The sequence below is a fragment of the Haladaptatus marinus genome (assembly GCF_051194195.1).
Map to the genome: position 1 here is coordinate 1407425 of NZ_JBLZNK010000003.1, position 14809 is coordinate 1422233.

16 protein-coding genes are annotated in these 14809 nt (G+C 58.9%); 9 read left to right on the plus strand and 7 right to left on the minus strand.

What is annotated here, in order from left to right; all coding sequences use genetic code 11:
* Positions 1–3 precede the first annotated feature (3 nt).
* Together pdhA and lipA are read right to left on the minus strand one after the other, a co-directional pair.
* Positions 4–1128: a pyruvate dehydrogenase (acetyl-transferring) E1 component subunit alpha gene (pdhA, locus tag ACN2TU_RS13515; RefSeq protein ID WP_435155983.1), complete on the minus strand. Its 1125-nt coding sequence runs from the start codon at positions 1126–1128 to the stop codon at positions 4–6.
* A 322-nt stretch (positions 1129–1450) separates the two neighbouring features.
* Positions 1451–2389, minus strand: coding sequence for a lipoyl synthase (lipA, locus tag ACN2TU_RS13520; RefSeq protein WP_435155984.1), 939 nt, complete (start codon positions 2387–2389; stop codon positions 1451–1453).
* Positions 2390–2564: 175 nt separating this feature from the next.
* Between lipA and ACN2TU_RS13525 the strand changes: the two genes are divergently transcribed.
* Both ACN2TU_RS13525 and ACN2TU_RS13530 read left to right on the plus strand, forming a co-directional pair.
* Positions 2565–2879, plus strand: a complete 315-nt coding sequence (locus ACN2TU_RS13525; RefSeq protein WP_435155985.1) for a DUF378 domain-containing protein — start codon at positions 2565–2567, stop codon at positions 2877–2879.
* Positions 2880–2989: 110 nt separating this feature from the next.
* A complete protein-coding gene (locus ACN2TU_RS13530; RefSeq protein WP_435155986.1) occupies positions 2990–4393 on the plus strand; it encodes an MATE family efflux transporter in 1404 nt (467 codons plus the stop codon).
* Between the two features lie 189 nt (positions 4394–4582).
* Here the strand turns inward: ACN2TU_RS13530 and ACN2TU_RS13535 are convergent, their stop codons facing one another.
* Together ACN2TU_RS13535 and ACN2TU_RS13540 are read right to left on the minus strand one after the other, a co-directional pair.
* Entirely contained in the window at positions 4583–4969 is a 387-nt protein-coding gene (locus ACN2TU_RS13535) for a gamma-glutamylcyclotransferase family protein (RefSeq protein ID WP_435155987.1), read from the minus strand.
* A complete protein-coding gene (locus tag ACN2TU_RS13540) occupies positions 4963–5457 on the minus strand; it encodes a DUF6884 domain-containing protein (protein ID WP_435155989.1) in 495 nt (164 codons plus the stop codon). The genes ACN2TU_RS13535 and ACN2TU_RS13540 overlap by 7 nt, the downstream gene beginning before the upstream one ends.
* 186 nt (positions 5458–5643) lie before the next feature.
* Between ACN2TU_RS13540 and ACN2TU_RS13545 the strand changes: the two genes are divergently transcribed.
* The 3 genes from ACN2TU_RS13545 (at position 5644) to ACN2TU_RS13555 (ending at position 8208) form a co-directional block, all read left to right on the plus strand.
* Positions 5644–6954 (plus strand): MATE family efflux transporter, encoded by a 1311-nt coding sequence (locus ACN2TU_RS13545; protein ID WP_435156194.1) that lies wholly within the window; start codon positions 5644–5646, stop codon positions 6952–6954.
* Between the two features lie 71 nt (positions 6955–7025).
* Complete coding sequence (locus ACN2TU_RS13550; protein ID WP_435155990.1) at positions 7026–7697, plus strand: alpha/beta hydrolase; 672 nt, start codon at positions 7026–7028, stop codon at positions 7695–7697.
* A 115-nt stretch (positions 7698–7812) separates the two neighbouring features.
* Entirely contained in the window at positions 7813–8208 is a 396-nt protein-coding gene (locus ACN2TU_RS13555) for a hypothetical protein (protein WP_435155991.1), read from the plus strand.
* Positions 8209–8231: 23 nt separating this feature from the next.
* On the opposite strand, the gene citZ is transcribed toward ACN2TU_RS13555, so the two are convergent.
* Entirely contained in the window at positions 8232–9371 is a 1140-nt protein-coding gene (gene citZ / locus ACN2TU_RS13560) for a citrate synthase (RefSeq protein ID WP_435155993.1), read from the minus strand.
* A 337-nt stretch (positions 9372–9708) separates the two neighbouring features.
* Between citZ and ACN2TU_RS13565 the strand changes: the two genes are divergently transcribed.
* Positions 9709–10911 (plus strand): potassium channel family protein, encoded by a 1203-nt coding sequence (locus ACN2TU_RS13565; protein WP_435155995.1) that lies wholly within the window; start codon positions 9709–9711, stop codon positions 10909–10911.
* Positions 10912–10925: 14 nt separating this feature from the next.
* On the opposite strand, the gene ACN2TU_RS13570 is transcribed toward ACN2TU_RS13565, so the two are convergent.
* Positions 10926–11201: a DUF7536 family protein gene (locus ACN2TU_RS13570; protein WP_435155997.1), complete on the minus strand. Its 276-nt coding sequence runs from the start codon at positions 11199–11201 to the stop codon at positions 10926–10928.
* A 73-nt stretch (positions 11202–11274) separates the two neighbouring features.
* Positions 11275–11664 (minus strand): RidA family protein, encoded by a 390-nt coding sequence (locus ACN2TU_RS13575; protein ID WP_435155999.1) that lies wholly within the window; start codon positions 11662–11664, stop codon positions 11275–11277.
* Between the two features lie 202 nt (positions 11665–11866).
* Here ACN2TU_RS13575 and ACN2TU_RS13580 point away from each other — a divergent pair, with 202 nt between their 5' ends.
* The 3 genes from ACN2TU_RS13580 (at position 11867) to ACN2TU_RS13590 (ending at position 14808) form a co-directional block, all read left to right on the plus strand.
* On the plus strand, positions 11867–12823 hold the full coding sequence (locus ACN2TU_RS13580) for a succinylglutamate desuccinylase/aspartoacylase family protein (protein ID WP_435156001.1): 957 nt from the start codon (positions 11867–11869) through the stop codon (positions 12821–12823).
* Positions 12823–13917, plus strand: a complete 1095-nt coding sequence (locus tag ACN2TU_RS13585) for a pyridoxal-phosphate dependent enzyme (protein WP_435156003.1) — start codon at positions 12823–12825, stop codon at positions 13915–13917. Before ACN2TU_RS13580 ends, ACN2TU_RS13585 begins: the two co-directional genes overlap by 1 nt.
* Before the next feature lie 102 nt (positions 13918–14019).
* A complete protein-coding gene (locus ACN2TU_RS13590; RefSeq protein WP_435156004.1) occupies positions 14020–14808 on the plus strand; it encodes a hypothetical protein in 789 nt (262 codons plus the stop codon).
* Position 14809 lies beyond the last annotated feature (1 nt).

The following is a 14809-nucleotide window of genomic DNA, read 5'->3' on the forward strand; positions in this document are numbered from 1 at the left end:
GATTTAATCCTCCAGAAGGGCTTCGTCTCCGTACTGTTCACGGAGTCGTTCGAACGATTCCATCTGTTCGCGGAGTCGCCGTGGCATCTCCGCGTACACGTGGTTGAAGATTTCCTCGGGTTCCGGACGTTCGACTGCCTCCGCCTGGTCGATGGCGTCGGCGACCTGTTGTTTGATATCTTCCTGAATAGCGTCCGCGCGTTCGTCGTCCAGCAGACCGTTTTTCCGCAGGAACTTCTCCATGCGCGGAATCGGGTCTTTTTTCTTCCACTTCTGGACTTCCGCATCGTCACGGTAAACCGTCGGGTCGTCGGCGGTCGTGTGTGCGCCGAAGCGGTACTGCACCGCTTCGATGAGCGTCGGGCGCAGTTCGTCCTCGCCCGGATTCTTTGCCTTGTCCACGGCGTCCTTCGTTACCGAGTAGACTGCCAGCGGATCCATCCCGTCCACCTGCACACCTTCGAATCCGTAGGCGGTGGCTTTCTGTGCGATGGTTTTCGAGGCGGTCTGGCGTTCTCGTGGTACCGAAATCGCCCACTGGTTGTTGTTACAGAAGAAAACGGCAGGTGCGTCGAAAACCCCCGCAAAGTTCAGCCCTTCGTGGAAATCACCTTCGCTGGTTGCACCATCGCCGAAGTAACAGAGGAATGCCTTGTCGTCCTCGCCTTTGAGTCTGGAGGCCCACGCCGCGCCCGTCGCGTGAAGGATTTGTGTCGCGATCGGCACTGAGACGGTGAAGAGGTTGGAATCCTCAGCGATTTCGTTCCCCACCTCGTGGCCCATCCAATAAAGCATAGTCTGCGTGAGTGAGAGACCACGAACCAGCGCCGCGCCGTGTTCACGGTAACTCGGGAACATCCAGTCGTCGTCATCGAGCGCGTAGACGCTGCCGATTTGGGCACCTTCCTGTCCCGAGAGGGGTGGGTAGGTTCCCATGCGACCTTGACGCTGGAGGCTGACTGCTCGTTCGTCGAAGTGACGGGCGAGGCTCATTTGATGGTAGATATCCACCAGTTCCTCATCGGAGAGGTCCGGCACTTCCGCACCGTCCAACACCGTTCCGTCTTCATCCAGTATCTGTACTCGTTCCTGGGGGTCTTGGTGTACGATGCTCACGGTCGAACCCATCCTGACATATGCGAAAGAACTCTGGCGCGCGTTATAGGGTTTTCGTAATTAACTTCCCATAGGAACTGCTCCGTCTGCCATTTTGATGGGATTGTTGTTTATGGCTCGAATAAATTTCTCCATTTAAAATTTCTTCCCGTTTGTGAGTTGAATGATGAACAGTTCATCGACTTGCTCGACTTCGCATCCCGGCTCATTCGTGTCTATCTGGTGGAAAACCACGGTATTCCGTTTTTTTAGACGGAAGCGAAGCGTGCTTCACCCCCGGTTTCACCGTTCTTCAAACCGAACTTCGATAGCTCTCGGGTCGTTTTTCCCGTGACTAAACGGAGGCCCTCCGTGCCTCCCGCCTCGCCTGCTCGACGCTCTTTCCATCCCGAAGAATGGCATCCACGAACAGTTCGCCCGCTTTGTACGACGAGCGAACCATCGGGCCGCTGGCGCAGTAGAGGAACGCCAACTCGTCTTCGGCGACCTGCCGCCACGTCTCGAACTTCGCGGGGTGGACGTACTCCTCGACATCGAGGTGCGTCCGCGACGGTTGGAGATACTGGCCAAGCGTGACGATATCGACATCCGTCTCACGAAGGTCCGAGAGTGCCTGATACACTTCGTGGTCGTATTCGCCGAGGCCCAACATTAGACTCGTTTTCGTGTAGATATCCGACTCGCGTTTCACCTGTTCGAGCACGCCGAGACTTTGTTCGTATCCCGCACGCGGGTCACGAACCGGTCGTTGGAGCCGTTCGACAGTCTCCACGTTGTGTGCGATAACGTCGGGTTCCGCGTCGATAATCTTCCGAACCAGTTTTTCTTCGCCCTGGAAGTCCGGAATCAGCACTTCCACCAGGATGCCGGGGTGGCGCTTTTTGATCTCCCGAATCGTCTGAGCGAAGTGTTCTGCACCTTGCCCTTCGAGGTCGTCGCGGTCGACCGACGTGAGAACTACGTAATCGAGGCCGATTTTCGCGATGGCGCTCGCGACGTTCGCGGGTTCGTCCGGGTCAAGCGGCTCACCACCACCCGTATCGACGTCACAGAACCCACAGTTCCGAGTGCATTTGTGCCCCATCAGCATGAAGGTGGCCGTGCCGCCGCCCTCCGACCCTCTGCCGCTCCAACATTCACCGAGGTTTGGACAGTTCGCTTCCTCACAGACGGTATGCAAGTCGTGCTCGCGGAGCGTCTGTTTGATTCCCGTGAACTCCTGCCCCGATGGAGGCCGCATCTTCAGCCAGTCGGGTTTGCGCCGCCCACTCATTAGCCACGATTTCGGGCCGCCACGACAAAAGGGTAGGGTATTTGCGCACGTTCTTCCCGTTTCTACGTAACACCACGTATATTTCGCCGTTGTCGACTGGAAATCCTGAAATACTCTCGCTCGTCGGTGTACAAGTGCCAAATAACAATGCTTCTGGTTCGTCTACTCCCTTGCTATGGCAACTCCGAACAGCAGCGTGGAGACGGGCAGAGGCATGGAAACCAACGGATTGGACTGGTTCAGCATGCTCCTCGTCGTCGTCGGTGCTCTCAACTGGGGAATCATTGGTGTTACGGGCCTTATTGGTGGACAGGTGAACGTCGTGCGACAAGCGATGGGACTGGTGTTCCTTCCCGACGTTGCTCTCATCGTCACGAATCTCATCTACGTTCTCGTCGGATTGGCTGGGTTGTATTTCATCTACACCAGCTATAAAATCGGCCGAGCGAGTCGCCGGTCGCGCCGACAGACTGCACGACAAACCGAGTAGATTCTTTTGGTGGTTACCTGCGTACCGCTGTTTTGGTGACGATTTCTACATCTCTTCTGGGATATCTATAAATAGTATCAGGATTTTATTATGCGAGTAACGGTAAAACCATGGTGGATGTATCACGGGAGGAAATAACAGATGGCTCTCTAATACGGGCTCTCCTACTTCTTGCCGCCCCGCTTGTCATGCAGAACTTCGTGCAGGTCGCACAACAAGTGATCGATACGTTTTGGCTCGGACGACTCGGTGAGGACGCAGTTGCGGCGGTTGGACTGAACTTTCCACTTGTCGCCCTCTTGTTCTCCGCTGTTATGATAACCAACGTCGGAACGCAAGTCCTCGTGTCTCAGCGTGTCGGGGCTGACGATGAATCGGGCGCACGTCGTGCGGTTTTCCATGGTGTTACGCTCGCGTTCGTTCTCGGGGTGCTCCTTACCGTATTCGTGTTTCTCTTCGGATCCGAAATTATCTCGCTGTTCGGTGCCGAATCGTCGGTCGCATCGTTCGCGGTCATTTATCTCACCACCTACTCACTCGGACTCCCGCTGATGGGAATGGGTGATGCAATCGAGATGGGCTTCATCGGTTGGGGGGATTCGCGAGCTGCTCTTTACATTAACATCACTGCCGTCGCTATCAACATCGTCCTCGACCCGATTCTCATCTTCGGCTACGGGATTCCCGACTTCGCCGGTTTCGAAATCGCCGGTGCCGCGCTCGCAACCATCCTCGGCTACGGTGTTTCGTCCCTGCTCGCCCTCAGCATGATGCTTCGCGGGCGGAAGGGATTCTCCCTCACGAGACAATCGATGACGTTTCGGCTGGATGACTACCGCAAACTGCTCGATATCGGCCTTCCGATGTTTGGCCAGCGCGCCGCCAGCACTTCGGTTCGCCTCCTCATCGTCGGCGTTGTCGCGGCAGCAGGTGGTTCCGCGGCTCTCGCGGCGTACAACGTCGGTGCTCGTATCGCCAGCGTCGCGTTTATTCCCGCCAGCGGTCTTTCACAGGCCGCACAGAGCGTTATCGGCCAGAATATCGGGGCCGACAACCCGATGCGTGCGAGTCGAACGACGTGGACCGGTGCGGCTATCGCCGCTGTCAGCCTCACTCTCATCGGCGTCATCCAGTGGGTCGCTCCCGAACTGTTGGTCAGGACGTTCGTTCCGGACATGACTCCGAGAGGCTTCGGACTGACCGTCGAGTATCTCAAAATCTTGGTTTATGGGTACTGGGCTATCGGTGCGATGTACCTCTTCAACGCCGGTTTCAACGGCGCGCGCCGGACGAAAGTGAGCATGGTCGCCGATTTATTGAAATATTGGGGAGTTCGACTGCCCATCGCCGCAGTCGGTGCGCTGTGGCTCGGTTACGAAGTTCACGCCGTTTTCTGGGCGGTCACGATTTCGAACGTGGTCGGCGCAGTCGGTGCTGGCGCGTATTACTACTATCTGACCAACAATGGGATGCTCGAACGTGCTGTAGAGGTCGTTTCGAATCCGGCGGACTAGGCTATTGCTCAGCAGTTCGAAGGGGAAAGAATGGGGAGCGCGGAGCGTTTGACCGCGTCTGGAGAGTGAACCCCTGGGTACTTAAAGACACGGAGGGTAGACTGAAAGTAAAACCGATAGCAAGCTCGGTGAAAAAAGGCATGTCTGACGGAAGGCAGACATCGATGTCTGACGACCGTCGTACATAAATCATTCGGCCGTTTGAACGCGAACGTCTTGTTCCTTGACGAACCGGCGGACGCGACGTTCGAACGGTTCGTCACCGGGCCACGAAACGGATTCTTCGACACCGAGTCGGACGGGGTCACCGACGTACACTGCGACTTCATCGGTCTCCGCTGGAACCGTAATCCGTGCGTACAATCCTCGCTCGACACCTTCGTACGAATCCAGTAACGTCACGTCCGGCGTTTCGAGCAATCGACCCGTCGTCTCACCACCGGGTGCCAGTGTCGGATACTCACCATCGACGCAATGCAATCCCGATAGCACCGCATCGCCGACGAACTCGAACGTTTCGAGGACGGTTGCAGCTCGGTCGTGGTCGGTGAGCGTACCGTAGACGAAAACTAACATACGCCGTCTTCCCCGTTCGTGTCCGTGCCCTTCGGTGATGTTCCGGAATGGCGGTCGGTCGCTTGCCGAAGCCACTTCTGTTGCTCGTCGCTTCCGCTCCGTTCGGTCAGTTCGAGATTCACTCGGATGTCACACTGTTCCAACTTGTCCCAGAGTGGGGCGAGACAACGAACGAATTCGGCGTCCAGAAGTACCACCAGTTCGTCGTATTCGCCATCATCCAGCACGAGTCGCTTGATTTCGACGCGTATCTGCCGTGCCCACTCGCTTCGCTCGACTGGTGTAAAATCATCGAGCGTGATTTCGTCGGGCCCGATTCTGGCGTTCGGTGAGAAGAGGACATGTTTTTCCGAGATGAGCCGCCAGTCGTCACACGTTTCGGCATACGCTGTTTTCATGTCGAACTGCGCCGAGTTGTACTGTTCGCGTGCTGGTCGCCATCCCCCGCGTTGCTCCTCGCTTCCGTTGACGATTGCGAGCGACCTCATTTTTCGGTACTATACCGTACGCTAGATCGATTGTATAGTTATATAGCGGTTAAGCGCCCTGCTGTCCGTGCGTCGGTTGCCCGTTCCGGTACAGCCAAACCCCGCCGAACGGTATCGCGTTGCGTGACAGTTCGCGCGCGAACCGTTGCTGTTTGGCGGCGAGTAGTTTCTCTCTCGTGGCCGGTGATGGCCGAACAGGTGCTCAGGACGCTGATGCGGACGACGGATATCATCGTCACCGCGCTGTTTTCACCTGCCGCGGTCGCAGCGATCGGTCTCGCAGACCTCTATGCGCGTCTTCCGCTCCGAATCGGTCTCGGTCTCGGTGGTGGGGCTATCGCGCTCTCCAGTCAGGACACCGGTGGGGGCGCAACCACGAACCGCAACGAAGCGATCACGCAGGCGATTCTCGTCAGTGCGGTCGCCGGACTCCCGTTCGTCCTCTTCGGTCTGTTGTTTGCGGAGCCTGCGATCGCCATCCTCGGCGCGCCCCGGAACGTCGCGCAGATGGGCGGAACCTATCTCCTCATCATCTTCCTCACCGCACCTGCTCGGCACGTCGCGCTAGTGGCCGCACGTTCCTTGCAGGGAACCGGCGATACGAGAACGCCGATGTACGTTAACGTCGTCTCCAACTTGCTCAACATCGGCGGCACCGTTGCGCTCGGACTCGGTCTCGGCCCGTTCCCGGAGTGGCGAATCGTCGGTGTCGGCGTCGCCACCGCAGTCGGTAACCTGTTTACCGCGATCGTACTTCTGTTAGCGATTCATAGCGAATGGACGCGAGCCTCGTTCGCGTGGCCACGCGACAGAATCATCACGAAACAACTGCTCGTCGTCAGCGCCCCGCGAATCGGCGAGGGTATCGCTGCAACGATCGCTGAGTTCCCGTTCAACGCCATACTGCTCGCCTTCGGAACGGAAGTCAACGCGGCCTATCAAATCGGTCGGCGCGTGTACCAGCAGGTGACCGGGCCACTGTCCCGAGGTTACAGTATCGCCTCCAGCATCGTCGTCGGCCAAGCCCTCGGCAATGGCGACCCGGAACGAGCACGGTTCGAGGGTGGGGCAACCGTCGCCCTCGGACTGCTGACGGTCGGCGGCATCGGTGGTTTGCTCTTTCTCACTGCGGAGCCGCTCGTTCGAATTTTCACCTCCGACCCGCCAACGCTGGAATACGCCGCGAATTTCGCCCGCGTGTACGGATTAGCTGCCCCGTTCCTCGTTTCGTTCGTCGTCCTCGCCGGGTCGCTGCAAGGCGGAAGCGACACGAAAACGCCGTTCTTCGCTCGCACGTCGGGTATGTTCCTGTTTATGGTCGGCTTCTCGTGGCTGGTCGGCGTTCGGCTTAACCACGGTGTAGTGGGCGTTTATGCAGGAATTTTGTTGTATTACGTCTGGTCGATGGTGATCGTGGGGGTGGGATTTTACTGGGGCGGATGGGCGTCGCGCGCCACGGCGATGATGGAAGAGCGCGGGAGTGTCGAAGAGACCTGATAGCACTGACATAGCGGCAGAAAACACGGGTGCAGAAAAGGGTAGGTGGAACGGTAACTTCCGTTGATTGTATGCCGAACTCCCACTTCACCACGGACGACATCGACGGCCCGCACGCCGGACAGCTGGTCGCGACGGCAGGAACAGAACCTGACGAGGCCGACACAGCGATGGTGTTGGTTCACGGGCGTGGCGCGACTGCCGAAAGTATCCTCGAACTCGGACAGGAGTTTCAGCACCCGGAAATCGCGTACGTCGCGCCACAGGCGTCCAGAAACACGTGGTATCCGCAGTCGTTTCTCGCGCCAATCGAGTCGAACCAACCGCATCTCACCTCCGCGTTGGCGCTGCTCGAAACCGTTCTCTCCGGCCTCGAATCCGCCGGAATTTCGCCGGAGCGAACCTTCCTGCTCGGCTTCTCCCAAGGGGCGTGCCTGGCGACGGAGTTCGTCGCCCGGAACGCTGAACGGTACGGCGGTGTCGCCGGATTCAGCGGTGGTCTCATCGGCCCGGAAGGGACACCACGCGAGTACGAAGGCTCCCTCGACAGCACACCGATTTACCTCGGGTGTAGTGACCGCGACCCACATATCCCGGTCGACCGCGTCCACGAGACGAGGGATGTGCTCCGCGACCTCGGCGGCGACGTGACCGAGCAGATCTTCGAAGGAATGGGTCACGGCGTCGTGCAGGAGGAAATCGACCATGTCAGCGGGATGGTGGACGAATTGGTTGAACCCTGAATCCGAGCGTTCAGCATCGTTCACCACGTTTCGAACTGTTCACCCCACACAAAGACGACCGAAACAGTGGGGGAGCGTCGTCCTCGCTTATGCGGTTGGTGGAAGAGGCATCGGTATGAGCAATCCTCGTTGCCTTCCCTCGTCGATCGCCTCTCCGGAGGCGTTCCGCACGACGTTGAAGTCACTTCTCAGACTTCATTACTACTCCACGGACGCGCTCGACCGGTCGTGGACGTTTCGCTATCCGGATGACGACCATCGTGACCTGATGGTCGAAGTAACGCAAGTACTCCCTGCTGGCTCGAAATCGGTCTCCTCGCCTTCCAAATCGGATTGGGCGGACAAACCACTGAATTCCGAATTCGAGCCGATGCTCCGAGAACTGCTGCTGAAGGCACAGGGTGGTCAGCTGCACTTCGACCTCTCGTGGCGGTTCCAGTTCGACGACGCCGACTGCTTGGATCTGCTGGTCGAGGTCACCTATCTCGAAACGGAAACGCCAGGAACGTGAAAACAGTCGCCGAATGACCTCGATTATCGTTCGTCGAGCGGTACGAACTCCGCGTCTTCATCGCCGATGTATTTTGCACGGGGGCGGATCAAACGGTTGTCGTCGTACTGCTCCAGCACGTGCGCAATCCAGCCACCGACGCGCGAGACGGCGAAGATGGGCGTGTAGATGTCGATCGGTATGCCCATCTGATAGTACGTCGAGGCAGAGTAGAAATCCACGTTCGGTGCCAGGCCCTTCTCCTCGTTGATGTAGTCCTCGATGGCGACGGACATCTTGTACCACTTGGTGTCGCCTGCGGCCTCACCGAGTTCCTCGCTCTGCTCGCCGAGAATCTTTGCGCGCGGGTCTTTCACGTTGTAGACGCGGTGACCGAACCCGGCGACGCGGCGTCCTTCGTTGAGTGCATCCTGCACCCATTCGACTGGGTCTTGGTTCGCGTCGTCCACTTCCTTCAGCATCCGCATGACGTTGGCGTTCGCGCCGCCGTGGAGCGAACCGGACAGCGTTCCGATTGCGCTCGTCATCGCGCTGTGGAGGTCGGCGAGCGTGCTCGCAGTGACCATCGCGGAGAACGTCGAGGCGTTCAGGCCGTGGTCTGCATGCAGGACGAGCGCTTGGTCGAACACGTCGGCAAGTACGTCGTCGGGTTCCTCGTCGTTGAGCATGTAGAGGAAGTTCTCGGCGTGTCCGAGGTCGGTGCGGGGTTCGACCGGGTCGTCCCCGTTCCGGATGCGTGTGAACGCCGCGAGGATTGTCGGCATTTTCGCCGTGATTCGTCGGCCCTTTCGGAGGTTTGCCTCGCGGTCTGCGGGGTCGGAGTCGGAATCGTCCGGGTCGTACGTGGCAAGCATCGAGACGGCGGTTCGGAGTGCGGCCATCGGGTTCGAATCAGATTCGGCGAGTTCGCGCACGATTTCCATAACGCCGCCGTCTACTGCGCGTTCGTCGGCCATCGACTCGCTAAAGGAGTTTAGTTCGTCACGAGTCGGCAGTTCGCCGTGCCAGAGGAGATAGAGCACTTCTTCGTAACTCGCATCGCGCGCGAGGTCTTCTATCGTATATCCTCGATAAACGAGTTTACCCGCGTCTCCATCGATGTGGCTGAGTGCTGATTCGGCGACTACGACGCCCTCTAAGCCTTTTTTGACCTCGTCTGCCATACCACGACAATTCACGGGGTACCCGCAAAAGGATTATCTTTCGTGGTCGTTCTGCCGGGACTTGTTTTTGGTGCGATTCTATCGAACCCTGTGGTTCTGCCAATGTGTGCTCTCAGCTACTGTTTCAAAGGCTATAATTTCCGTTTCACAGCTGTCGCTGTAAGCGTGTAGACGACCGTACTATCCGTCATATGAATACTTTCTGAACAAAAAATACCTGCAACCGAACTTCGATTTGGCTATCGTCGCAGAAAAACGGGAAAGCGGAACCATCCTCCCTCGCCCCGAATATCGTTTTCTACGAACGTTTTTACGGGAGAACGACCAACCTCGAACCATGGAACCCGCGAGCGGCGAGGTGGAGTACGAACCCCGGAGCGTGAAGGAGGTTTTAGCGGAAATGAAAGACACCGCCGAACTGCTCATCGACCTCTCTTTTTCCGCCGTCTTCCACGGAAGCGACGACATCGCGTCCGAGGTGCTCGCGCTCGAAGGGAAGATGGACGTACTCGAACTGCAAGCCCGAATGAGTCTGCTCATGGCCGCCAGAAGCCCGGAGGACGCCGAAGAACTCGCGCCAGTTCTGGGCGTCGTCGGGGCCGCGGAGAAAATCAGCGACGCCGCGGGCGACATCGCCAAGGTCGTTCTGGAGGATATCGGCCTGCCACAGACCATGCGCGCGGCGCTTCCGGAAGCAATCGAAACGCTCGTCCGCGTTTCGATTGCAGACACGTCACCACTCACGGGGCAGACGCTCGGCGCGTTGAACCTCGAAACCGAAACCGGCGTCCGAGTCATTGCCATCCATCGCGGCGGCGATTGGATTCTGAACCCCGACAAGGACACCGACCTTCGCGTGGATGACCGTCTCCTTCTGCGCGGCCCCGACGAGGGAATCGGTTCGGTGTACGAGCAGGCCACCGGCGGGCAGTACGAACCACCGAAACCGCCGGAAGCCGACGACACCGACCTTGAACGGGCGGTTGACTCCATCGTGCTCATGAAAAACATGAGCGAACTCGCGGTCGATCTCGCGTACGGAAGCGTTCTCTTCGACAGTACGGACGTGGCGGAGGAAGTCGTGGAACTCGAAGCCGAAGTGGATGCTCTCCAATCGCGATTCGAGGCGTGGGTGTTACAGGCCGCAAGCCGCGCGGACGACCCGGTTTCCCTTCGCGGCCTCGTCCACCTCGCGAACAGCACGGAAGTCATCAGCGATGCCGCGGTCGAAATCAGCGAGGGCGTACTTCGCGGACTCGGAACTCACCCTGTCGTCGAGTATGCGGTACAGGAAAGCGACGAGATTATCGCCAGGGTAACCGTCACGGGCGGGAGCGCCTTCGACGGCACGACGCTCGGCGAGGAACAGGTCGAAACCGAAACCGGAATGCGAGTCATCGCGGTTCGCAGGCCGCCGGACGACTGGGTCATCTCACCCGGCCCGAACACCGACATCCATGCTGGCGATGTGCTGTTGGCGAAAGGAACCCGGTCAGGTGCGGAACGTCTCGAAGAACTGGCCGGGGACGAACCGACGTAATCGGTGTCACCGAGTTAGTCGAGGTCGCGTGCGAGTTGCCGCGCCGAGACGAGCGTCAAAAGGGTCGTAAAAAGCGCGCCGAGTGTGAGGGCTAACACAAACCCGAGGGCGAGAAAGGCAACCGGTGTCCCGGCCTGTCCCGGCACTTCACCGATGAGGACGACGCGATAGACGTACACGAGCACGGTGAAGACGAAGCTTATCGCGAAACCGATCATCGCGTTTCGGCGAACGTTCAACGCCTCGATGAGGTTGGCAGTCGCCGGGCGCTCGGGAATCTCATCTTGCACGTTCGGGGGTTGGAACGCTCGGATAAAAGGTTCGTCGGTCAGTTGGGGACGGTGTCGTCGGCCCTCTCCGTCGTCAGCGTTCGACAATCGCGTCGGCTTCGATTTCCACGATCATCTCCGGTGCGACCAGATTACGCACTTCGACCATGCTCGTCGCCGGGCGAATATCGCCGAAGAACTCGGCGTGGACTCCCCCGATTGCCTCCCAATCTTCGATATCGGTCACGTAGATTCGCGTCCGAACCACGTCTTCCAGGGTTGCGTCCGCTGATTCGAGCGCCGTCTCGATGTTTTCGAGCGTCTGCTTTGTTTGCGCATAGGGGTCTCCCTCTCCGACGATATCCCCATTTTCATCGGTGGCCGTCGTTCCGGATACCCGAACGTCGTTTCCGACGCGAACTGCACGCGAGTAACCGACGCGGTCTTCCCACTCGGTTCCGCTGGAGATGGTTTTTCGGTTCACGGTCGGGATACGGCGATCGAACGCAAAAAACCACCTCAGACGTTGGAATCGAACTCCTGTCCGAAGCGGAGGAAGTAGGCGGTTCCGGCGATGCTGGCCACAGTTGTCGCGAGCGAGTGATTCCCCGACTGCTCATTATTTCAGCGAACGTGGCAACGGTAATACCGAACTGCTAAGGGCGTTCAGCAACGGTGTAACTGTAATGACAACGCTCGGAACGGCGAGCGCGGCCCCTGGAGAAATAGATACGGGCCGACTCGCGGTCGGAGAGACTCGCGATGGGAGCCAATTCGGTCTCCCCGTTGCCGTAATAAACGGAGCAAACGAGGGAAAGACGCTGTACATGCAGGCCGTCAGCGACGGTGACGAACTCAATGGACTCGGCGTCATCAAACGGGTCGTCCCACAGCTCGCGCCGGAGGAAATTTCTGGAACGATTCTGATCGTCGGTCTCGTCAACTATCACGCCTTCCAAGTCGCGCAGCATCGCAATCCGATAGACGATACGAAGATGAATCGCGCGTACCCCGGCAACGAATCGGGAACGTCGAGCGAGCGGACCGCTGCGGCAACGTTCGAGGCGGCGTCGCGGGCCGACCTCGTTATCGACCTCCACCAAGGGTCTACGAGTCGAATGATAAACGAGGTTCGCGTTCGCTGTGGCAAACGCCACCGTCTTCACGACGAGTGTTTGGAACTCGCCAAGGTGTTCGACTGCGGCCACATTCTCGACCAGAAAGGGCCGGACGGACAGCTCGCCCGCGCCGCACCGGACGAGGGTATCCCCACTATCGACCCGGAACTCGGCGGCTGTGTTGGCTGGGACGAAGAAAGCATTCAATACGGCGTCGATGGCGTGTTCAACGTCCTCCGCTACTACGGATTTCTCGACGGTGACGTGGAACCCGAACCGCAAACCAGAGCGTCCGGATTCGACCGCTACGGCGCACCGAACGGCGGTATCGTGACACTCAAAAAAGATCTCGGTGAAACGGTGTCCTCGGGTGAGACGTTGTTCGAGGTGACCGACGTGTTCGGCACGCTGAAAGCCGAGGTAACTGCCGACCGCTCCGGTATCTTCTGGCGCACGCGGAGACTGCCACAGGTCGCCACGGGAGAGTACGTCTGCTCGGTTGGAATCGACATCGACCAATACTGATGCACACGGACCTCATCTGCTCCGCGTGTAACCGTGAGTACGCTGCCGGGCCGGACGAGCCGTGGCGCTGTGACTGTGGCCATCCGCTGGATTTCGCCGACCAACCGCTTCCTCGCGCCGACGACCCGCCCGAATTCGCCGAAATCGACACCCGTGACGGATTGTGGGCGTTCGAGGAATTCCTGCCCGTTCGCCGAGTCGTCTCGCTCGGTGAAGGGTTCACACCTCTTACCGATTCCGAGCAGTGGAACGCCCAGTTCAAACTCGACTGCGTTTTCCCCTCGGGGAGTTTCAAAGACCGTGGCGCGACTACGACCCTCTCTCGCGCTGCCGAACTCGGGGTCGAAACGGTTCTCGAAGATTCCTCTGGAAACGCGGGGGCGGCAATCGCCCAGTACGCGGCACGGGCCGGTATCGACGCCGAAATCTACGTCCCGGCGGGTGTGAAAGCTTCGAAACTGAAGGCCATCGAGCGCGCCGGTGCGACCCCGGTTCGTGTCGATGGGAGCAGACAGGACGTAACCGACGCTTGTATCGACGCAGTCGAGTCGGGCGATGGCTGGTACGCAAGTCACGCGTGGAATCCGGCATTCTTCGCTGGAACGATGACGTTCGCGCTGGAACTGGCCGCGCAGCGTGACTGGTCGGTGCCGGATGCCGTCGTCTCCCCGCTGGGTCACGGAACGCTCTTCCTCGGCATGTATCGCGGATTCCAGGCCTTGCTCGATGCGGGATGGACGGACGAGATGCCTCGCCTGCTCGGCGTACAAGCCGAAGGTGTCGCACCGATTGCGGACGAACTGCACGGGGGCGGGGACGGACGAAACGACGTGGCCGATGGCATTCAAATCACGCACCCTGTCCGTCGTGACCAGATATTGGATGCGATCGAAACGACAGATGGCGACGCGATTGCGCTCGACGCGACGGCGACACAGGACGCGCTCGACGGGCTTCACCGGACGGGATTCTACGTCGAACCGACGAGCGCGGTTGCTGTCGCGGGATTGTCGGCGTACCGCGAACGAGGGCTCATCGCGGACGATGCGGATGTCGTCGTTCCACTCACGGGAAGCGGTCTCAAATCGTCGTAGCTTTTCGTTCGACTTCCCTTCTCGAACTCTCTTCATGGATAATTTCACTACTAACACCTCTGTGAAAAATTTATCTTATAGAAGGTTAATTTGTTACAATTTATGTGTGGAGATAATAATACACCGACACGAAGAACTGTTCTGAAAGGATTCGCGGCGGGGACGACTGCCCTCGCTGTTCCGGCCAGCGCCAGCCCATCCGGGCGTGGACGGAGTCTCGCTGGAAAACGGGTTTTCCTCGAATCGAATCTCGACCTCGAGTTACCTGCTACTGTCGAAACAACGGGCCGACTCGTCGCTACTGACGTGCTGCTCGTTTCTGCGGACACTACCGTTCCGCGTGGCCGACTGGTGAGCTCGGCGAAGCGTGGCGCGCCGATTACGTTCGTCGGTGACGGCGCTGACGACGCGCTCGCCTCCTTGCTGTACGACGTTCGACCGTCGGCGGTTGCGGATACGGCACGAGCATGGTCGCTCGAAAAACCTACTGACCTCTCGGCGAGTTTCGGCATCGAGTACGACCAGCACAGTCAGGCCTCGGTCGCGGTCGCGTGGCCACGTGGCTCCACTATCGACACCCACCAGTATCGCACCGACACCCCATCACCAGAGCACGCGCTCTCCCGAATCGACCGAACGTTCGAACTTAACGGTGCGACTGCGAGCAGCTTGACGACGAGCGACGTTGGAACGAACGACGCAGGGGAAGCGATGTCGGTACGATGGCGTACACCTGTCCCGATTCGGAGGATGGCTGGAACTGCCTCGGTCGCAGCCACGAGGAGAAAGGTTTGGCAGAACACGGTCAAATCGAGAAGTTCGCCTGGGGCGCGAAAGCCACCAACGAAACCGACCCGAACTACGACTACTTTTCGTGGAAGACCAAGCTAAG